Source organism: Paenibacillus sp. UMB7766-LJ446, from assembly GCF_030226665.1.
In the GTDB taxonomy this organism is placed as follows: Bacteria; Bacillota; Bacilli; order Paenibacillales; family Paenibacillaceae; genus Paenibacillus; species Paenibacillus vandeheii.
Genome location: NZ_JASOYM010000002.1, coordinates 388,381 through 409,703, shown reverse-complemented (window position 1 = coordinate 409,703; position 21,323 = coordinate 388,381). Strand labels below are relative to the sequence as shown.

The 21,323-nt window shown below is 43.6% G+C and carries 19 protein-coding genes and 1 pseudogene; 7 read left to right on the top strand and 13 right to left on the bottom strand.

What is annotated here, in order from left to right:
• Window positions 1-72: 72 nt before the first annotated feature.
• From QP794_RS06790 to QP794_RS06765, 6 genes are all read right to left on the bottom strand, one after another.
• Entirely contained in the window at window positions 73-2,373 is a 2,301-nt protein-coding gene (locus QP794_RS06790) for a stalk domain-containing protein (RefSeq protein ID WP_285075518.1), read from the bottom strand.
• 332 nt (window positions 2,374-2,705) lie between these two features.
• On the bottom strand, window positions 2,706-3,428 hold the full coding sequence (locus QP794_RS06785; protein WP_285075777.1) for a GntR family transcriptional regulator: 723 nt from the start codon (window positions 3,426-3,428) through the stop codon (window positions 2,706-2,708).
• A 10-nt stretch (window positions 3,429-3,438) separates the two neighbouring features.
• A complete protein-coding gene (locus QP794_RS06780; RefSeq protein ID WP_285075516.1) occupies window positions 3,439-4,452 on the bottom strand; it encodes a sugar kinase in 1,014 nt (337 codons plus the stop codon).
• The gene (gene dagF / locus QP794_RS06775) at window positions 4,445-5,200 is read right to left on the bottom strand and encodes a 2-dehydro-3-deoxy-phosphogluconate aldolase (protein WP_285075515.1); all 756 of its coding nucleotides are present in this window, start codon (window positions 5,198-5,200) and stop codon (window positions 4,445-4,447) included. Before dagF ends, QP794_RS06780 begins: the two co-directional genes overlap by 8 nt.
• A complete protein-coding gene (locus QP794_RS06770; RefSeq protein WP_285075513.1) occupies window positions 5,193-6,305 on the bottom strand; it encodes a DgaE family pyridoxal phosphate-dependent ammonia lyase in 1,113 nt (370 codons plus the stop codon). The genes dagF and QP794_RS06770 overlap by 8 nt, the downstream gene beginning before the upstream one ends.
• On the bottom strand, window positions 6,283-7,332 hold the full coding sequence (locus tag QP794_RS06765; protein ID WP_285075776.1) for an amidohydrolase/deacetylase family metallohydrolase: 1,050 nt from the start codon (window positions 7,330-7,332) through the stop codon (window positions 6,283-6,285). The genes QP794_RS06770 and QP794_RS06765 overlap by 23 nt, the downstream gene beginning before the upstream one ends.
• A 532-nt stretch (window positions 7,333-7,864) precedes the next feature.
• Here QP794_RS06765 and QP794_RS06760 point away from each other — a divergent pair.
• On the top strand, window positions 7,865-8,479 hold the full coding sequence (locus tag QP794_RS06760; protein WP_285075511.1) for a TetR/AcrR family transcriptional regulator: 615 nt from the start codon (window positions 7,865-7,867) through the stop codon (window positions 8,477-8,479).
• A 111-nt stretch (window positions 8,480-8,590) separates the two neighbouring features.
• Here the strand turns inward: QP794_RS06760 and QP794_RS06755 are convergent, their stop codons facing one another.
• Window positions 8,591-9,520, bottom strand: coding sequence for an alpha/beta hydrolase family protein (locus QP794_RS06755; RefSeq protein ID WP_285075510.1), 930 nt, complete (start codon window positions 9,518-9,520; stop codon window positions 8,591-8,593).
• A 329-nt stretch (window positions 9,521-9,849) separates the two neighbouring features.
• The gene (locus QP794_RS06750) at window positions 9,850-10,383 is read right to left on the bottom strand and encodes a cysteine hydrolase family protein (protein ID WP_285075509.1); all 534 of its coding nucleotides are present in this window, start codon (window positions 10,381-10,383) and stop codon (window positions 9,850-9,852) included.
• A 215-nt stretch (window positions 10,384-10,598) separates the two neighbouring features.
• On the opposite strand from QP794_RS06750, the gene QP794_RS06745 reads away from it, so the two are divergent.
• The 3 genes from QP794_RS06745 (at window position 10,599) to QP794_RS06735 (ending at window position 12,681) form a co-directional block, all read left to right on the top strand.
• A complete protein-coding gene (locus QP794_RS06745; RefSeq protein ID WP_285075507.1) occupies window positions 10,599-11,210 on the top strand; it encodes a CPBP family intramembrane glutamic endopeptidase in 612 nt (203 codons plus the stop codon).
• 21 nt (window positions 11,211-11,231) lie between these two features.
• Complete coding sequence (locus tag QP794_RS06740; RefSeq protein ID WP_285075506.1) at window positions 11,232-11,984, top strand: MerR family transcriptional regulator; 753 nt, start codon at window positions 11,232-11,234, stop codon at window positions 11,982-11,984.
• 340 nt (window positions 11,985-12,324) lie between these two features.
• Window positions 12,325-12,681, top strand: a complete 357-nt coding sequence (locus tag QP794_RS06735; protein WP_143805485.1) for a hypothetical protein — start codon at window positions 12,325-12,327, stop codon at window positions 12,679-12,681.
• 364 nt (window positions 12,682-13,045) lie between these two features.
• On the opposite strand, the gene QP794_RS06730 is transcribed toward QP794_RS06735, so the two are convergent.
• Window positions 13,046-13,708, bottom strand: coding sequence for a nitroreductase family protein (locus tag QP794_RS06730; RefSeq protein WP_024629909.1), 663 nt, complete (start codon window positions 13,706-13,708; stop codon window positions 13,046-13,048).
• Window positions 13,709-13,897: 189 nt separating this feature from the next.
• Between QP794_RS06730 and QP794_RS06725 the strand changes: the two genes are divergently transcribed.
• A complete protein-coding gene (locus QP794_RS06725; RefSeq protein ID WP_024629908.1) occupies window positions 13,898-14,488 on the top strand; it encodes a TetR/AcrR family transcriptional regulator in 591 nt (196 codons plus the stop codon).
• Between the two features lie 158 nt (window positions 14,489-14,646).
• Here QP794_RS06725 and QP794_RS06720 read toward each other — a convergent pair whose 3' ends face one another.
• From QP794_RS06720 to QP794_RS06710, 3 genes are all read right to left on the bottom strand, one after another.
• The gene (locus tag QP794_RS06720) at window positions 14,647-15,432 is read right to left on the bottom strand and encodes a glucose-1-dehydrogenase (protein ID WP_285075504.1); all 786 of its coding nucleotides are present in this window, start codon (window positions 15,430-15,432) and stop codon (window positions 14,647-14,649) included.
• A 504-nt stretch (window positions 15,433-15,936) separates the two neighbouring features.
• Window positions 15,937-17,235: an NCS2 family permease gene (locus QP794_RS06715; protein ID WP_024629906.1), complete on the bottom strand. Its 1,299-nt coding sequence runs from the start codon at window positions 17,233-17,235 to the stop codon at window positions 15,937-15,939.
• Between the two features lie 665 nt (window positions 17,236-17,900).
• A complete protein-coding gene (locus QP794_RS06710; protein ID WP_024633414.1) occupies window positions 17,901-18,644 on the bottom strand; it encodes an SDR family NAD(P)-dependent oxidoreductase in 744 nt (247 codons plus the stop codon).
• 220 nt (window positions 18,645-18,864) lie between these two features.
• Here QP794_RS06710 and QP794_RS06705 point away from each other — a divergent pair, with 220 nt between their 5' ends.
• On the top strand, window positions 18,865-19,998 hold the full coding sequence (locus QP794_RS06705; protein WP_285075501.1) for a LuxR C-terminal-related transcriptional regulator: 1,134 nt from the start codon (window positions 18,865-18,867) through the stop codon (window positions 19,996-19,998).
• 109 nt (window positions 19,999-20,107) lie between these two features.
• Window positions 20,108-20,534, top strand: a pseudogene (locus QP794_RS06700) (class I SAM-dependent methyltransferase).
• A 161-nt stretch (window positions 20,535-20,695) separates the two neighbouring features.
• On the opposite strand, the gene QP794_RS06695 reads toward QP794_RS06700, so the two are convergent.
• On the bottom strand, window positions 20,696-21,037 hold the full coding sequence (locus QP794_RS06695; protein ID WP_285075500.1) for a hypothetical protein: 342 nt from the start codon (window positions 21,035-21,037) through the stop codon (window positions 20,696-20,698).
• Between the last annotated feature and the right edge of the window lie 286 nt (window positions 21,038-21,323).

Below are 21,323 nucleotides of genomic sequence, written 5' to 3'. Positions count from 1 at the left end.
AGTCTCTTCTTTGGATGTTAACACGTCAGCCAACTCATTCGTTCCTGCTCTAGCTTATGAGAGACAACTGCATTACTTCTCCGATGGGAGCGGTGTAAAGAGCAGATTGACCGGCAGGTTGCTTCCTGGCGCGGCAGAGAAAAGAATCGTTACGCTCTCTCCATATGCCCCTGTGCGGTAAAGAACGCTTTGCTCACTTGAATTGCTAACAGCAACGTTACCATCGGCAATGGATACAACCTGATTGTTCACTAGAGCTACCCCTGAGTACTTCCCTCCACGAGGGTTAAATGAGATTAGTGTACGCGGAGCGACATTGTTCAACGTGATTTTGTATAATACGCCGAAATTACCCGCATTGGACGCATCTGTATAAGCCATTGGATCTGTTCCAACCAGATTGGGATCACTTGCGTTATCACCAAGCGGCAGGCGAGCTGGTTTGGCTCCCACTTGCTGATCATACGTTATGATACGAGTGGCATTAGGGTATGTTCCACGGTTGTGAACACCGTCACGATCAAGAACAGGTAGCATAGGTAAAGCCTCAAACGGATCTTTATTTTCTTCGACCAGGATAACGTTATAGTCGAGGGAATAATCACTATAAGCATCCGAATAGAGTGAAATCACTTGTCCTTCTTTTATTGGAGTTTTATTTAGTTCGGTCAAAATCAGTTTACTTTCTCCAGGTTGAATAACCTCTTTCTTTTTATCGGCTCCGGTCTGGATCGACTTAAACCATTTATCAATAGACAATTTCCCAGCTACAGTAGCATAAGGAGTAGGTCCTGCAAACCCCATATTTTGTTGTTCAAATACTGCCGCATATGGGTTGTTGTTTGTTGCTATAACATACATTTTTACCCTTTTACCTGTATTGTTCACATGATGAATCATGAAACGTGTCTGACCCAAAGACGATTCTTTATATACGATACCTTCCGTATTCACCGTTTCCGGACTGTTGCTGCGGATCAGCAGACTTGCCTCATCCGTGTACGTATAAGGTACTTTTTCCATAGAAGTCACTTCGCCACCGTTAAAGGTAAATTTCTGTCCTACCGGCGTGAAGAGTAAATTGAAATCGGAAAAAGAATATAATGTCTCATTGGTTATAGTTACAACTTTGGAGTACGTGTTCGTCGCGCCGTGATTGTCAGTAACGGTGAGTGTCACCGTTTTGGGACCAGGTTCAAAGAAGGCCAGCGAATTGTTCTCCCATACCGTTTTTTCAATGCTGTTTTCATCATCTGTACTCTGGTCAATATACGTTATTTTTTCTCCCATTTTATATTGTTCCTTGTCGGTTGTGAACATGGCTACAGGAGGAAGATTAGGACTCAGAACTTGAATCGTAATCGAATAGGGATCGCTCCATTGGCCGCTTGAATCCTGAACTTGATATGAAATCGTATATGTACCCGCTTGATCAAACGATTCCTGACGACCTGTCCAGCGTTCGTCAACGATCTTCAGTCCATTTGGAGAAACGTAAGAAGTTATATAGTCCACCTTATCGCCCGCAAAAATTTCCTTTTGTGAAACCAAAAAGCTTGCAGCGGGTTTAGTATTTAGATTCAGCACAACCGTTTTAGCGGACTGATTCACTTTATAGGTGATGTTCAGAGCTTGAGTAATGGAAGTTAATGGCACCATGAACGTATTTTTTTGCTGATAAGCAGGGCCCTTCATCGTTCTGGACTCTCCATTTACGGTATAGACCGTGCTGTTAGTTTTGAATCGGAGCTCATTAGCACCACTGATGATGATGGTTTCCTTGGTCGTGTTGTCGTATTTGACCCCGTATCCCACACGGTCCACGAGTGCGCGGATCGCAACATAGGATACACCGTTTTTGACAGTCATCGGCTGGCCAGCAAGATACGTTTTCCCATCCTGCTCCATTTTGTTGCTATTCATGTACAACGTCAGATTCCCGCCTGATGCTACGGTAGAATCCCCCCCGATGGATGGCTGCTCTATTTGAGCAGGCGGAATTTGCGTATCAACACCCTCAGTGGTTCCTTCCTGGATCGTAGTTCCCGTTTTGGTTTCGTTTGTAGTTGTTTCCTCCCCGCCAATGGCGGATTTGTCCACATCTGTTTTAGGTGTTGCCTCAGTGCCTGTTGAAGTTGTGGTTTCTTTTGCTTTAGTGGACAGAGTAGTGCTGGATGCGTTACTGCTACCCGTTTTCACTTCTTGCTCTGCAATCGGCTGCTCTTTCTTCAGCACCTCAACCGATTCTACTTTGGGCGTATTTACTGACGCTGTGTCATCTTGCGGTGTTGATTGCGCATTCACAGAACCGACTGCAAATGCTTGAAAAACGGCTAAAGCGGTAAAAATGGACAATTTCTTCTTCAGATTCATGCTTTGTCTTTGGCTCCTTCTGCTCCCAAGTAATGTTTACCCACATAAAAAGTCATAGTATTAGACGCTAGTTTCAGGAAAAAGTTTCTAGTGAATTTGTAAATTGTGGATTTAGAGCATCTATTTTTCAATGGAGATGCTTATCACTTCATAATCAATGATAAAAAAACAAAACCCACCGTTTAAAGCTAAATGCCCACGGTGGGTTTTGTATTAACACCTTTCGTCTGGTACTCGATCCGTTGAATAAGCCGTTTGCAAAGCCCTGCTCACAAGATGTCCTTAAGACACACGGCTGCTTATCGAACCATCCAGCTACTGCTTAACCGACTTCAAGTGTCGTAATTGACCAGATAGTGATGAAGCTCTGTGTTATAGCAGCCGATACTGTGCTCAATGAGTCTGCCTTCCCCGTCGAAAGAGTTACGCAGGCGTTTGAGCACATGTGTCCCTGGTGGGATCTCCAGCAAATGACACACCTCAGGAGTTGCCTTCTCTACAAAGAAACGGTCTCTAAAGTTTTCCAGCGCAATGTCGTTCTCCTCCAGTGAGTCATATAGCGACTGGATGTTTGTGACCATTTCTGCCGTACCTCCACCGGGTAATGCAGCTGCGGCCAAGAAATGTATCAGATGAATATATGGCTGTCCGTTTAAAATGTAGAGCCGTTCAATCCGCTGACAATACGGCCCGTAGCGGTCATATTCCTCCGTACCGGCATCATTCGAAATTAACCGGGAATTCAGCTGTTTCTTTTCCAGCTTGTGTCCCTCTTCTACGAGCAGCTCTGTAAACCGTTTGCCCTTAGATAGCTTCTGATGGGAGGTATTACGCATGACAATCGTTCCGATACCGCTTTTCTTCTGCACATAACCTTCCTGGGAAAGCTCCTGAACCGCGCCGCGGACCGTCATTTTACTGACACCAAATTCCTTCTCCAGCTGCGGTTCGGAGGGGATGATGCTCCCTAAAGGATATATGCCATGCAAAATCCGGTCTTTGAGAATTTTCTGAATTTGCTGATATAAAGGGCCTTGCTTGCGTTTCAAAGACACTCGTTGTTCACTACCTTTCAACATCTAAGGTATGGTCCGACAGCGCTCGGAGCACCTCGATCTCGGTAAAAAGCGCTGTATCACCTTGAGTGGTATGAGCCAGCATCGCTGCTGCCGCTGCCATATTAACCGTCTGCTGCTGCGGATATTGCTGCAATTCCCCATGAATGATGGCGCTGGCAAAGGCATCACCGGCACCGATCCGGTCATACACCGGGAAAGTCAGCTTGCGAGAAAACAGAAACGTACCTTGATGATAGATATATCCTGTCAGGGAATGCGTATGGTCAGCGTTAATCTCACGGTGGGTTCCCGCTGCCGTTCCGATTCCGAAGCGCTCAACCACTTCGGGAATCGCCTGCTTCAACTGTGTCATTCTATCATATTCTCCGGTTCCAAAGCCAAGGATAAACTGTCCGTCCTTCTCATTCATCAGCACCAGGTCCGTCAGCTCCAGCAGTTCCTCATAATGCGGGCGGGCCTTGGCATAGCCATCCACTCCCCATAACGCAGGACGGTAATTACAGTCAAAAACAACTTTGCCCCCGTTACTCTTCACTTCCGCAGCAAGCCGTTTCATTTGTTTGCGCACACCATCATTCATAGCCAGCGTAATCCCGCATAAATGAAGAACGTCGATCCGGGAGGCAAGAGCAACCATATCGTAATTGCCTGCCTCCGCGGTATTGAAGCTGCTGCCCAGTCGATCTGTGTAAGTGACTCTGCCGGGTCGTGCTCCAAAGCCATTCTCCAGAAAGTACATGCCCAGCTGCTTGCCTCCCCGGCTAATTAATGAGGTATCCACCCCAAGTTTACGCAAGTAAGCAATTGCTGCTTCGCCTACCGGTGTTTCCGGCAAGGTGGTAATAAGCGCACCGTTATGGCCGTACCCGGCCAGTGCTGCCGTTACATTAACCCCGCTGCCGGAAAAAGAATATTCCAGCCTGTTGCTCTGGACCAGCGTTTCATGTCCCGGGACCTGCAGCCGCATCATTACTTCACCGAAAGCCGCAATCCTATGCATACCGGTCCACCAGCGATTTCATCGTTCCAAGCAGTCTGACGACATCCTGGACGTTCGTGCTTCCCGTCTGCCGATCAATAATAGATGAATACACATGCGGGATAACCTGGGGCACCCCAGCCTGAAGTGCAATCTCCAAAATGGGTCCGAAGTTATCCAGGTCGATTCCGCCCGTAGGCTCCAGAGCAAACCCGGCTTCCCCGCAGGCCTTGGCAACCGCACGGTACTCCTCCTCCAGTTTCAACCCCTCCATGGGATAATATTTCAGCGCATTGCCGCCCATGTCACGAACCAACGCAATGGCGGCTTGAACCGGAACAATAGCATACGGAGTGGTACCTGCACTGACAGGGCCGGTCGATATATTCACATAGCCGGGTTGCCCGCATGGAGAAACCAAGCTGTTAATCCAGCTGTCCTTAGCTCCCAGATTGGCGCGGGTCGCCCCCACTGCTGGAAATACCTGATTAATATGGCTTCCCGGGTAACTTGCGGCAATCTCCGCCACAACTGCCGCCTGTCGGTTATCTCCGGCACCCAGTCCGATGGATACAGCGTCCTCGATCGTCTGACCGTATAGGGTCATCGCGGCTGCCGCTTCCTCCGCCGTAGCATAATTTTTGGAAAGCACACCTACCAAAACATATCCTTCCGCAGCCTCGTACACTTCCTTCGCGTTCTCGATACTGCCCGCCAGTACATTAAGTGCGGCTCTGTTCTTATATAGACGCTGCAGAATATTACTCATTCTTGTTTCCCCCTACGATTTCATGTATTCTGCTGACGATGACCTGAAGATCATCACCTTGAAGCGACCTTGGATCAATATCGAAATACCCCTGCTTAACCCCATAATCCCTGGTGTATACGGCAATTACGCCTTCACGCAGCCGATCATTGACATGCCTCGCATCCACTCCTGCAGCAGAGGAATCAATCTGGATGCGCCCACGGAAAATCGCTCTGCCCGCTTCATCCTGCACGATGCGGATTGAAACTCCAGGAAGCCCCTCAAGCGGCTGAAGAGCCTCCAACGCCTGCCTCTCCCGTTCACTGTTGTCGGCTTTGTCCTGGTATTCATCCAAAGCCTGAAGCAGCCCGAAGGTAGTCTCTTTACCCACCTTCATGCTGCGACCGATCCCGTGCAGATGTACCTTTAACCACTCGACATATTTCATTTTGCCGGCGACAATGCCTGAGGTAGGGCCTTCAATAGCTTTTGATCCACTGTAAATCGCCAGATCCGAATACTTAACATATTTGCGCAGATCCTCTTCCGCAGCCGCATCGACGATCAGTGGCACCCCTCTGCGCACTGCAACCTCCCACGCCTCCTCTACAGAAATCATGTTCTTCTGGACGGCGTGGTGGGATTTGACATAAAGAATGGCTGCGGTGCGTTCACCAATCGCCTGTTCAATATGCTCCTTGCGGCCTTCATTGGCATATCCAACTTCCACCACTTTGCCTCCGCCAAGGAATACCATGGTTTCGACCGGAGCTCCATACTGCACGTTATGGCCCTTCAGCATAATAATCTCATTTTTCAATATCGGCTCCTGATGCAGGCGAAGGCTGAGTCGCGGATCTCCGGAAGTCACAAAGGCTGCCACCGACAGCGCAATGCCGCTGGATGCTGAGTTCACGACAACCGCCCCTTCCGAGCCAAGCAGTCGTGCAATATATTCTCCGGATTTGTCCACAAGATCCGCAATTTCCACGTACTGCTGTCCGCCCTGCTTCATCGCCTCCATAACCGAATCTGTTGGTGCGGAAACGCCAAGGATGCTCATTCTTCCACTGGCATTAATAACTCGTTTCAATCCATATCTAGCCTGTAATGAATGACCCATTCGTAAAGACTCCTTTAGCCTCAATATAGTACTGCGCGACCCGAACATCGCCTTCCGAGTCCTTAAGCTGCTTCTCGCCTGCTTCCAGTGCAAACAAAGTCAGGTTGGCTTGCTGTCCCACCCTTATCTGTCCAAGCTCCGGCTTGCCGAGCCACTCCGCTGCGCTGCTTGTGACAGCTTGGATGACCTCTTCCAGGCTATAGCCGAGAATCAAAAATTTCGTCAGCACATTTGACATATTGTACACCGGTCCGTTCAGACGGTTGCCCCGGTAGATATCCGTGCTGATGGTATTCAGCGCAATGCCTGCCGCCTTGGCCTGTTCTGCAATCTGGAAGGAGAAGCTCGCCGTGCCATGCCCCACATCCAGATGAACTCCTCGGGCAGCTGCATCCAGCAATCCTTGCAGGGGTGTGCCGTCCGCGTGGAACAGATTGTTGGACTTGCCGTTAAGGTAATGGGTGATTACATCACCCGGTTGCAGCAGCTCCAGCACCTCGGATATCGCGGGCGGAGCGGAGCCAATATGCACCATGAGCGGAAGCTTCGTTTCTTCCGACAGTGTTCGTGCCAGCTTGAGCGGCTGTATACCGCTGTCTTTGACAACACTCTGGCTGATGCGGGCTTTCAGACCGACGATGAATTCAGGATAGGTCGCTGCCGCTTCCAGAACTTTGTCCCGGTCAATCCATTCCAGCTGAGACAATTCATCTGTCCGTTCAAGCCCGATTCTTGAAATATTTAGTAAAGCAAACACTCGGGTATCAGCCTTCAGACTCGCGGTATACAAAGCTTCTATTCGGTCTGAACCACAGCTTCCGGCATCCACCAGCGTCGTTACTCCCTGCTTTACTCCAATTTCGTCGATATCATCGCCATAGGGATCGAGCTCCGGTACGGCGTGCACATGCAAATCAATCCATCCGCTGGACACATATAACCCCGTACAGTCTAGCCCGCTCTCTCCTTCCGGCTGAGCTGCCGGTGTAATGGCGGTGATAATCCCATCCTGAATGGCTATATCCATTATTCGCCCATCCACAAGCTGCAAATTGCGCAGCACATTCTCTGTGCCCACTCATCCCATCTCCTTCTTCAACCCCGGTATACAGAAAAAATTCAAAAAGATGATTAGTGTCTTGAAAACAAAACATCCCTAAATTGAATAATAAACTTGGTGAGCTGCTCCACTTTAAAGATTATAATGTTATAATGTTTATATTAGCACGGTGTAATCTAGAAGAGAACAGTGATTTATAATCCCAAGATAAAATAATGAAAAAATCCAATCTTACCGGAGTCATGGATTCGATTTTGAGTGATTTCAAGGGCAGCATGAGTTGTAATTCTATGTAAATCTCCAGATGATTCCTAGACCAAAAACGTAAGACAATAGTCAAAAAACAATAGGTTTCAGTATTTTTATTTCGATTTTCCATTGTGATTATCTAATGGATGTTTATTTATTTTAGTGTTAATAGTACAATTATCCGGATATACAGTAATAGAGGATTTCTATTATTATAAATTGGGGATTAACTTATGGAGGATGCTACTTAATGAACGACAAAACGGAAGACCGCAGTGATCAATCAGAGTCTTACGACTGCACGGTTCGATCCGTACGAGCCGACGCAAAGCGCAACATTCATGCTTTGCTCCAGGCCGCGATGACTGTATTCGCAACTTCAGGAGTAGACGCTCCAATTCGGGAGATTGCGGAGAAGGCTGGCGTTGGCGTCGGAACGGTATATCGCCATTTTCCACAACGTTCGGATCTCATAGAGGCTGTCTTCCGACAGGAGATTGATGCTTGCGCAGATGCTGCTGAAGATTTAGCTGCTAAATATGAACCAGTTGAAGCATTAGAGCAGTGGATGCTGCGCTATTTGGACTTCATAGCGACCAAACGCGGACTCGCGGCGGCCCTACATTCAAAGGATCCGGCATACGAGACTTTGCCTGTCTGTTTTGTAGAAGAACTAAGTCCAGCTCTTAAAATCTTGCTTGAAACGGCGACTACTGCCGGTAAGATACGTGCCGATGTCGAACCAGACGAATTGCTGTGGGCCGTCGCGAGCCTCTGTACGGCGGTAGACAACGGAGATACGGTACATGTGCAACATATCATTTCTCTGCTCGTAGATGGGTTGCGCTATCGTGCGAACCGCTAACATCTCCAAGTACTCAAAGTTCATCTACGCAGCAAGACCATCAGAATATCGAAATGCGCTCCCTCACCGGCTGATGCCGAGAAGGGAGCGCATTTTGCATTTCTTAGAGCTTCACTTGGATTCAAGTCGACCAATTGGACTGGCACTTTCCAAAGTCTTGTGTATTGCTGACCAGCTGTCATGATCAATATCGAGTGCATGGCGAAGGTAAGCCCACGTGACTCGCTGAATATAGGCGACTTGTTCTGGATTTTCATCTGTTGTTTCCTTGACCTCATAACCTGGGATTCCACCAAGTGAGTGTTCTGCACCGAAGAGGGTGAGCAGGCTCTCGGCTCCCGGGCTTAAGAAGTAAGGATCGGTCATCCATTCTGGGCCGCGGACAGTCAACTGATACTTTTGCGGGACGTAGTCCTGGTCCCCAACGATTACAAGGCTGGGTGTAGTCATGTGTGCGAAGCTCACGTTCAGATGCGGCATATTCTCGGCTGCAAACGGTGTCAGGCTGTCTCCACCTTGCCCAGCCGTGGCAAGCAGCACGCCTGCTTTGATGCGCGAGTCGGATAGGTCCTCTTCCTGCTTGGTCTCCGGGTTGAAAACTCGCAAACCCAGAAGATTGCCAGCCGTTTGGCCGCCGAAGGAGTGTCCGGCTGTGGCGATGCGGCTTCGGTCAAGGCGCCCGCTCAGGCCAGGAACAGCAGCTTCTAGAAAATCAAGCTGATCGAGGATGAGCTTCATGTCTTCAACTCTGGAACGCCAGATCCGAGGTGTGCGGGGATCGTCCTTGGGAAGATTCACGGTCCTTGAGTCGAGATGGGTGGGTTGTATGACCACAAAACCATGTGCAGCCCAGAAATCAACCAGCGGGCCGTAACCATCCAATGACGAGCCAGAGCCATGTGAAAAAACAATGATTGGTAAGTTTCCACCAGTCGTCGGTGCGGATACTCTCACTCTCAGATCTTCCCCACGCCAAGGGGCTGATAGCACGATCTGTTTCACTGAAACGATTGGAGAGGATGTATTCTTCATAATTTCCATAATAAATATTCCTGCCCTTCTTTAAGAGATATAAGATTTGTGGTTGCCGCCGCCTATCATGTACTAAAGATGAGTTAAGCGGAACGGTGTTCCTATTATATACGGAACGTCGTTCCGTTTGCAATGTATTTTAAATTATTGCCCATTTTGACCCGCTAACACTTCAATCTTATTGGTAAATTTAGCTTCAATTTCATCTTGCCCCATTAAAATCAAACATGCTCTTGTCCCCCGACCTTGAAACATAAAGGGCCCCCAAAATTGGGGGCCCTTTCCCTAACCATGATGCTAAATCTCCAACAAAAACGTAGATGGATATTTGTATATCTTTAAACCGACATTATGATATTCTGAGTGTCCATTAAAGAAACAAACCAGTTTTGTAGAATAACATTATGGTGTGAAATGATCTGTTCTGCACTTAATAAGGAAGACTCCGCGGTACTGTGGGCATCTTCTACTAGAATAACGTCATATCCCAAGCTAAATGCTCTTCGACATGTCGCATCAACACATATCTCCGTCTGAATTCCCGCGACAATCAGTCGATTAACGCCTAAATGATTTAAATGTGATTCAAGGTTGGTACCTTGAAATGAATCCGGAAAGTCCTTTTCGATTCTTACATCTTCTGCTAACAAGGGTAAGTCGTGGTGAAGACTCCAGCCTGAAGACGTTTTTGAGGTAATTGTCCCTAATTTCCCATTATGCTGCGTAAGTATGACTGGAATCTTACTTATGTGGGCCCAAGTAATAAGCTGCTTGATATTGGTTAATAATTTTTCACTGTTATGAATAAAGAGAGGATTCTTAAAAGATCCGGTTTGCACATCTATAATCAATAAAGCTGGCTTATGGATCATAACTATCCCCCCTCATCTTCTTCATTAATTTCTAGAGGTTAGAATTTCCTGTAACCATAATTATATTCATCATTTTTTACAACTTTTTAGATATTAGACAAAGTTCTTGCCCTTTGTTTGGGACGAGAGCTTTTTTCTGAACAAAAAGCCAATGTTGCTTGGGACGTTACGTCACAATCTATAATGAAAAAAATGTGATAAAAGGAGCTTTCATTATGACTGAAACCAAGGCAAAGGAACCGTACAAAATACTGTTGAGAGTATCACTAACGCTAACAACATTTCTTTTTATTGGATTGGTTCTTATTTGGATAGTTAAACGGGGAGAAATGTTACCATTTATAGCTTCCTTATTTATACCAAATGAGATTAGTATTTTATCCGCAATATTCATTGGTCTTATTACCAGTTTGTTTATAACGACTATTGTTCTAATTACATTCATTAAAACAAGAACAGAACTACCCCAAACCGAGGGATCAGATATGGTTAAAAAAATAATGATTAGGCCAAGTGGTATAGCTGTATCTGCAATAGGCGGTGGTTTTTTTGAAGAATTCTTTTTTAGAGGCGTGCTCATTGGTTTATTTATTGGATACTCTTTAATAGTGGATTGGCTCGTTATTTTAATAAGCACTTTTCTATTTTGGGTAATACATGTTCCCCAATATAAAGGAGCCGTCGGCATCCTCACAGGTGTGTTTGTAAATGGTTTGATTTTTGCACTACTTTTTTATTTTACCGGGTCGTTAATTCCACCCATGCTTGCCCATGGGATTTATAATACTTCTATTGGAATTATTTTGGCGAAAAAATACAAGAAATGATTTTTTGAAAAGAGGAATGAGATGAAATTAACGGTGAGTAAATTTGCAAAGCTGGCTGACACTACTGTTCGTACATTACGACATTATCGACAACTTGGAATATTAGTACCCTCACAAAAAAATGAAAATGACCATTATATCTATGTAAACGAGGATTTTAAAAGGCTTCACGAAATCCAATTATTACAAAGTTTAGGACTTTCCTTGAACGAAATTAAAGTCTGTTTGGAAAATCCGAAATATTCTTTCAAAGAAATAATTAGAGTTCAAGAACAATCACTTCAACAAAGAAGAGAAGCAATTGATTATTCTTTAGCATTAATTGAACGAATACAATTGTTAACCGAGCAAGATCAACTCTTAGAATCAAACTCAGAAATACTCATGCTCCTTATGAATTCCATGCGTGTTGAGAAGGCTCAAAAAAAGCTGCTTCAAAAGTATGTCTCTATGGATATTATTGATCAGGTGTTTCCAGAGGATATCTCTAAGCAAACGTACTTGGATGGACAACTATATAATTTGTTATTGCTTGTCCATCGAGCTATTGTGAACGATCTTAAACCAGATCATCCCTGCATCCAGCAGCAGCTGCAAGAAATAGTTGCAAATACTCCATTAAATAATCTGATTTTCTATAACGAGGTACATAACGAAGAATTTTATAAAAACGTAAAACCCTATGAGTCGTTAGTGCCTAAGCATACCATGGATTTTTTAAAAGAAGCATTTGAGGTATTCAATACGAAGAAGAATTCTTCTCTAAAGGATTGAACCAATCCCCTGCTTCTTCCCGATCCAGCAGATTCAGCCGATTTCCCAACCAAACAAAGCGTGTTACCATGCAACTTTAATGAACATATGGCTTCCTGTTTTTCTTGATCCAGTATGAGTCCTTGTGCTTCTTGAATTTTTATCCATAAAAGAAAAATATATGATATATTTGACAAGCAACTAAAACAGATTCGGGAAAAGAGGATGTTATATGAAAAAAGTCTTTTTATCTTGTCTTGCCATACTCATGTTTTTGATTCCATTTTCCCCTGTGACTTCCGCGGCGAGTGGAGATCGGCTGATTTATGACACAATGTATAATGTCGCTGGTGGTGGGTTAGTGTCAAACAATAACAGATTTTCGTTTCAATTTGATAACTGGGGCGATGCGCAAATCTGGGACGTCAAGACACGCACGATGATATGGAACTCCAAGACTAAAGACACGAGAATACATAAACTCCAGATTAATTATTTCAGCGGTAAGTTGGTCATATCAGATCCGCAAAACACACCTTATTGGACATCGGATAACTTGGCGTGGGCTAAGGCATGGTATGGAGCAGACAATGTGCCAGCCAATCTTAGAGGTAATGTGTTGATCATGCAAACTGACGGCAATCTGGTACTGTACAACAATGAAAATCCGGCCTTGGGCTGGTATCCTGTCTGGGCTTCCAATACAGGTGGACATTAGACACCATAAACAGGCCTTGCAAGTGGATTCAAGCTCTCATCCGTTATTATGTAATGTGATTTTCTTAAAAAGTTGTTGTACACCAAAAGATCTCTTCACTAGTGAAGAGATCTTTTGGTATTTCCCATATAAATACCGATGGAATCGGCAATCGATATGGCAATTTTGAGTGGCATCACTCTTTTGTTTTCGATAAAGTCATAAACTCGTTCCGGTTGATTTATTTGTGCAATATGATGTTGCCCATGCCAAACATATCTTTGTATTGCAACATCTAAGCTCATGATTCCATGAGTAGGACTTAGAACTGTAAAAGGCCATAGTTTGCCGTTGTTTATGCGGCGCCAGGGTCTTTTACATTTTGTTATTCGTTAGGCATTTCGTTAAAGAAAGCTACATCATCAACTGCCAACCTCACCGTCGGATGACCGGGCTTCGCCGCCTTGCCAATGGCGATTAACATAATCGGAATGTAGCGTTCTGATATGCGGAAAGCTTCCTTGAGCTTTTGTTTGTCGTAGCCGCCCATCGATACCGTGTCGTAGCCTTTAGCACGGGCGACAAGCATGAGCTGCATCGATACTAGCCCCCCGTCGGTATACACTTTTTCGTGGATAGCCTCGGGTGGCATGCTCGAATACATCCCAGTATAGCGTTCCACGAACGATTTAGCTGTTTCTGCAGGCATGTAACCCGCTTCGACAGCCATTCCATAGATTTTCTCGGCCAATGTATAACACTCCAAATCACCGAGTACCGCAATGACTGCCGAAGCCTCGACGACTTGCTGTTGATTGAATGCGATTGGAAGCAGCTTCTGCTTCAGCTCCGGCGAATCGATAACGAGAAAACGCCATGGCTGCAGATTAGCGGCTGAAGGAGCCAACGTGGCTTGTCGCAATATGTCGGTCAATTCCTCCCGCGAAATCTTGGCTTCGGCATTATAACTACGAACCGAACGGCGTTCTCCAATAACATCAAAAAAAAGTTGGTGCCCCATTGTTACAAATGGTTGTGAAACCGGCATGTTTCTTTCCTCCCTTTGAAAAGCAGCATTCTTTATTTTCTTTCAATACAACATAAGTAGTTTGAACAACACTTGTTGTATTTATATGGTATAATACCAACCGAATGGGACGCAATCATCAATAAACATAAACCGTTGGATAGACAACACTACTTCTATAATGTCGTTTTATTAGGGGAGATCTTAACGATGACAATTAAAAAAAATGATGCTGATCCTCGTGTGAAACGTACACGGCGACTCCTTCAGGACGCTTTTGCTTCATTAACTCAAGAAAAAGATTTTGAATCGATAACCGTTAGGGATATTGCAGAGCGTGCAACGGTTAACAGAGCGACTTTTTATGCGCACTTTGTCGATAAATTTGAGATTCTGGAAGCAAAATTAATGGAATCATTCATGACAATCATAAATCGCAGAATAAACGGTCACGAAGTATTAAATGAAGAAACCATTCAGAGTGTTTTTCTGGGTGTGTGCGATTTTCACGAGGGTTTAAGCACGATGTGCAAAAGAAGGTATACATCGCTTGGATCTGTATTCGAAATTCAAATAAAGGAAAAAATCCAATCGATTCTCCTATCATTTATAGATAAAGACAAGATGCTATCAAGTCCAAACGCGTACTTATTAATAAATACATCTTCTATCATGTTAAGTTGGGGGATGTATGGGGCCGCTTACGTTTGGAACAATGAAGGGTGTCAATTAAGTGCGGAAGCATTCGTTAAACAGACAATGCCCTTAATGATGAACGGAGCCAAAGAACTCCTCGGATAGCACCTGGGATACATTTTAAGGGACAACTTGCTTCTCCTCAAATGCTTACCCTTTCCTACAACTAACAAAAAACCAGCCCCTATTAAAAATACATAGTAGGCTGGTTTGTAACATTCCAAACGTTGCTCGGTCTGCTATGCTTCATTTGAGTCTATCGATTACCCACGTCCGCCCTGAAAGGAAGGATATTTTGTCATACCTCCATCAACGAACAGGGTAATACCTGTCACATAGCTGGATTCCGAAGAAGAGAGCCATACGGCAGCCGCTGCAATTTCTTCCGGCTTTCCGATATAACCGAGCGGCACCAGATCCTCAACCGATGTTCGCAGTTTGGGATTGGCGAATTTAACTGCGTTAATCGGCGTGTTAATTGCACCCGGTGCGATGCTGTTCACACGAATGCCCTTTGGCGCAAACTCCAGAGCTAGCGTCTCAGTCATCATCTTGACCCCGCCCTTGCTCGCGGCATAATGAAGGAAATGCGGCCATGGGATAACTTCATGTACACTGGAAATATTGATGATTCGGCCTTTGATATCATGCTCCAGCATGTAATTCACGGCCTCCCTTGAACCGAGGAACGCTCCGGTTAGATTCACATCAATGACCCGTTTCCAGTCTTTCAAACTCAGCTCCTCTGACGGAACCTCGTTCTCAATGCCGGCATTGTTGATCATAATATCCAGGGAGCCAAAATGTTCATGCGCCGCCTGCACCAGCTCCTTTACGTCCTCTTCTTTGGAGACATCTCCCTTTACACCAATGGCCTGCCCACCGTACGATTTGATTTCGTCAATGAGGGGCTGTATGTTCTGATTACTACTGTAGTAATTGATCAAAACATTTGCTTTTTCCTTACCAAAACGCAGTGCCATCGCTTCTCCCAGGCCGGTAGCAGCTCCGGTAATGACAACTGTCTGTCCTTGAAGATCCGTATACATCCTGATTACCTCCTGTCTGCATTGACTGATATGTTCAAAATTACATTAACCAATTCGTTCCGCCATAAACATGATCTGACCAGTCCAGAGGAGTTGACCATGATCCTAGTATCATCACTTATATTCATATTAAGTCACTCCATTAATGCTTTGTTTCCCGAACCTACAAAACTCTCGCGCCTCATCGTAAAACAACCACAAAAAAGGCCAACCACTAAACACTGGCTGACCTGTTAATACGAAAAAAGCTGCTAAAGAAGACGACTTTCAATGGGTTATATTCTCTTCCTTTGACATCAAATCACCGGATCTGTTGCCAGCGTACCGCGTACAATCGTAATTGTGATCCCAACAAGAGCCAGCGGTAATTGTACAGAAACGGTCCCTTTTAATTGAACTCTAGGGTTAGCTCGCTGTACACGGATGAGAGCAAAATGCCGAAACGCTAATATGAAATGGGGCTTCTCAAAAGCCCCATTGATTAGACAGTTTCTTAACTGTTTCTTAGTGATCCAGGAATACAAGCTGAATGAAGAACAGTACGGCAAAAATATAGAATATCGGATGAACATCCTTGCCCTTTCCGCGAAGCAGCTTGAGTACCGGATAGAAAATGAAGCCTACGCCAATGCCTGTAGCAATGCTGTGCGTCAATGGAGTAAGAATGATAATCAGGAAAGCAGGAAATGTTTCTTCAAGGTCCTTCCAATTGATTTTGCTGATTACACTAATCATAAAGTAGCCAACAATAATCAGAGCCGGTGAAGTAATCGCCGGGATACCTGATATCACACTTACGATAGGTGTAAAGAACAAAGTAAGAGCAAGCAGAACACTTACCGTTACTGCCGTCAGTCCTGTTCTTCCTCCTGCAGCCACTCCTGTGCTGGACTCGATATAAGCCGATGTTGGGCTCGTTCCAAGCAAAGCGCCTGTGGTAGTCCCTACGGCATCAGCTAATAGGGCGCCGCGTGAGCGCGGAAATTTGCCTTCCTTCAGCAGACCTGCTTGTTCAGCAACTCCGAGCATCGTCCCCGTTGTATCAAACAGCGTGATTAACAGGAAGGTAAATATGATGGTATACAAGCCATTAGAAAATACACCTGCTAAATCCAGTTGGAAAGCCGTTGTCGTGAGGCCTTGCGGCATGGATACAATCGATTCCGGCATTTGAAACAGTCCCATAATCCAGGCAAGTATCGCTGTGACCACCATTCCGATGAACAGATAACCTTTTACATTGTACGCCATAAGCACAACAGTGATAATCAATCCGATAATGGTCAGGTAAGTCATTGGCTCTGCCAAGTTCCCAATCGTAATCAAATTAGATTCTGAATCAGCAATAATCCCTGAATTTTGCAGGCCTACCGTTGTAATAAACAATCCGATCCCTGCTGTTATCGCGTGTTTAAGGCTCGCAGGAATGGCATCAAGCAGCATGTAACGAAATGAGGTAAGCGATAAAATAATAAACAAAAGCCCTGCTATAAATACCGCTCCTAGGGCAACCTGCCAAGACACCCCATATCCGGCAACTACACTATAGGCGAAGAATGCATTTAAGCCCATTCCAGGCGCTATAACAATCGGATAATTGGACCCTATTCCCATAATCAGCGTCGCCACAATACTCGCCAACACCGTAGCAATGAATACTCCGTTAAAGTCCATCCCCGTACTGCTGAGTATTCCTGGGTTTACGATAACTATGTATACCATCGTGAAGAATGTCGTGATTCCTGCGATGATCTCAGTTGAAACGGTCGTGCCTCTTTCTTTTAGTTTGAACCAGTTGTCCATGATAAAGCCAGCCTCCAACTTTCAAATTATTCTCCAAAGCCAAAAACAAAAAAATCCTAATCATCGTAATAGGATTGTAATATTACCGCTCCTATATTCGTCATTAGGATTAAAAACTGAGATTCTAAACCAATGAAAAAGATACTCATATATGCTTTAACCTGATGCCCCTTTCGAATTTTAATAAAAACAACACTCCTTGTCAACGAATTAACGTATTGTTCACAGTTATTTACGAACTATATAGAAATGAAATGGAGTATTCATTCGTCATTATCCCCTTTCCGATTTTTTTATATTGTTCTTCTATATAAATTGAACTAAAGAATATTTACATATGCCACTCCGATGACAGAACAACCTTCCGATCGCTGTTATCCCCAGATTTTTTAAATCCCATATAAAGGGGAAATCCGGGGATAAAGGAGAACGCTTCGCTTCTTCACGTTATTTCTGTCCTCTCCGTTATCGTGTAAATGTTTAGTTCAATTTATATAGATGTTTAGCGTATCTAAAAAGTCGTTTTTTTCTAGTTGATCTTAAATAAATGCCTGAGCTTTGTATGTGAAAAAACCTCTAAGTCATTGAAGAAGTCTTCAACATTCAGAGGTTTATTTCGATTCGGAAATCTGTTTTCAGATCAAATTATCTTTTCCTGACCCAAATTAATGTGCAGTATAACCTCCATCAACAAGCAAGGTCGTACCATTCACGAAACTAGCATCATCGCTGGCCAGGAACAACACAGCTTTTGCTACTTCTTCTGGGCGTCCAAGTCTGCCCTGTGGATGAAGTGAAGTTAAATATTGTTTACTTTTTTCATCTACGTTTTTCAATAAAGGAGTTTCAATGTATCCAGGACATACCGCGTTGACACGGATTCCCTCTTTTGCATAAGCAGTACATAAATTCTGAGTTAACAGCTTAACGCCACCTTTTGCCGAGGCATACGCTGTGGTTTTAGGCAACGCAACAAAGCTGTGAATTGAACCAGCATTCACAATAACTCCGCCATTTCCTTGCTTAAGGAACTGTTCGATTGCATACTTATCGGAAAGAAATACGCCTGACAAGTTAATATCAATCGTACGTTTCCATTTATCATATGATAATGCATCAGCGGTATCGTCATCTGCAACCCCCGCATTTGCATACATAATATCCAGTTTACCGTATTTCTCAACAGTTTCATTAATCATGTGCTTAATATCTTCTTCTTTAGTAACGTCTGTTTTGATGAATACAGTATCATGACCTTCCCCATTGAGTTCGGCAGCTAGTTCCTTACCATGATCAGAAAAGTCAGCAATTACGACTCTTGCTCCTTCTTGTGCGAAAAGACGAACGGTGGCTTCACCAATTCCACTGGCCCCACCTGTGACAATAGCAACTTTATCTTTTAATTTCATACGATTCAACCGCTCCATTCATCATTTGTTAAGTTTATATACATATTTTGTCCATTCATTACCATCTTATAAATCCTAATTGGACTCAAAAGATTCAAGACCTTGTACTCTTCAATCTTACTCTTTTAATTTTGAAATACTATCCTATAAAGTTCTGTGTAATAATGGATTGTATACCCCCCGTTTGTAGGGTATTTTATTTTGAAGGGAACGGCTTATTATGACACAATCTTTTCACCCATATGCTGAAATGACTTTTCAGGAATTTGTATTGTTTTTCAGAACGCATAGCAAACAGCTCGAAGAAAATACAAACATTTATTTGATATCGGAAACTAACATCTCTGAAACACATCGGATCGAAACGGAAGCGTTGATGAAATCCTTTTTTCGCATATTTACTTATTCAGATATTGAAAATATGGATCATCACTACTCTTCTTATTTGGACACCTGGGTTCAATCTCAGCTATCCATGTTAAATATGGCAAGCTTAAATTGGCTTCAAATTATCTTTGAAAAAGCTTTGCTGACACTATTGATCCAATTGAAACATCAGCGGATGATGGACCCGCTCATGTTCCTTTTATCTGTTTTTTCTTATCTATTACATAGCTTTCGTAAGTGGGCAGATACCGGGTCCATTAATCATGATGCGGATGAAAATGACGAATTGAAGAAGCTCCGTCTACTGGACCAATTAAACAAAATCCTAGTCGGTTCTTCCGGAGTTTCGGATCTAGCCTTTATTCTTAAAAAATGTGAGAAGTATTTTAATTATAAACGCTGTGTTTTCTATGCCTATGTACCTTGGTCCAACCAGTTCTATGGTGTCATCGGGGAAGAGCTTCCCAAGGTTCAGAGTATGAAGGGACAATTGACCGAGCAAAATGTAATCTTCAACTCCAAAAGACCAATTTATTTGAAAAATCCAAAACCTTACTTAAGGGATGAGCATATCGAGTTATTTCACTTGTCTTCCATCATATTTGTACCGATTGCTTCTGAGCATCAATTGTATGGCTGGGTTACTTTTGACCAAATGGGAGATTCATTTGACTGCACGAAGGGTGAACTGGAGTTGCTTGAAGAAGTGGGAAAGAGAATTGGGTTGTTTTTATCCAGGAAAGAAAAGGAAAACACCGCGAAAACGATGGCCATTCTGTTAACAGAAAGGGAGTCTACTGTTCTCAAACTTCTGGCAGAAGGATACGATAACAAGAAAATCGCTTCCTGGTTGTTCCTAAGTGAGTATACAGTGAGAGATTACGTAAGCAGCTTGATGATCAAGCTGCGTGCCAAAAACCGGACACAGGTCGTTGCCTCTGCTTTCCGTTGGGGTTTATTGAGTTAGTACATTGTGTTTGAATATAATTCTTTAAAATAAAAGATCACCAACTTGTGTTCATGTTGATGATCTTTTATTACATTAAGTGCTTTTTAGGTAAAAGTAAAATTACAAAGTGGGGAGTATTATTCCAAGTTCTCGTTTTTTGGCCAGCGATGGTTAAACAAGCAAGTTGGCAAGAAAATATGACAGTTGCAGAGCTTGGGGCAGGGACTGGAGCCATTACTCGATACATTCAAAAAAGTGCACATAAAAGCACCAAAGTTTTATTATTTGAAATGGATCAGACGATGCGGACCATTTTACGAAATGAATATCCAAATTTCACTTCTCACCCGAACGCGGCTACTTTAATGAACACTTTAATCGAACAGATTCACCAAGCTCTCAAACCTGGAGGACAGTTTATTGCTTTTCAATATTCTCTACAAATGAAAAAACAACTATCCGAAAAATTTATTATCGAAAAAATTGTGTTTGTACCTCTGAATATTCCTTCAGCTTACGTTTATGTGTGTCGTAAAAAAGAAAGTAGTAACTAGCAAATATCTTTATTCTAGTTGTAGTTTGAATTGAAGAAGCGCTATGATTCCTTTGTAATTTCTCAAACTGCATTCTATGATAAACAAAAAACCAGTGAATGAATTTAAATCCCACTGGTTTTACACTTTATTTCGTTAAAACGGGATCTTTCAATGCATATTCATGAAAAAGAATATTTGAAAAGCCCATAGTAAAGAGGTCCGATCATGATAACTAATGTTATTAACATCCAAACTCTCCTCACCGCAATCGGTAATTCCTCTAGAATTTCTTTATCTTCATAATCCTTTAGAAGCATCGTAAATGATATATCCCACAGAAAAGCTATCACGGTAACAATTTTCCAGAAAGCAGGAGTTAGAATAGTGGTTTCTGTAACGAACCCTAACAACCCAATCCATGTAATGACAGATACGATGAAATCTATTTTGCTAAGTTTTGATTTATACTTCCCTTTAAATAAAAACGCGAGAGATGCTGTTCCCAGCAGTCCAAGATACATCGTCCATAAAAAGTAAACCACATACATTCCGCCTTTTTGTTAAATTTCACATCTCCTTCTATATCCTTTTGCATTATAGCCAATCAATTTCGCAATTGATATATTAAAAACCTTCCATATATAGGGTCATTCCACTATCCGCTCACAACCTATGTACCCTATCTACTATATTCTTTCTACATCATAAAATAAAAAGCCGCTTAAATAGCGACTTTCAATCGGACTATGTTTTGTCTCCCTCAGGTAACCTTTTGTGAGGTATTCCTGCTGAGCTGATAGACTTTTA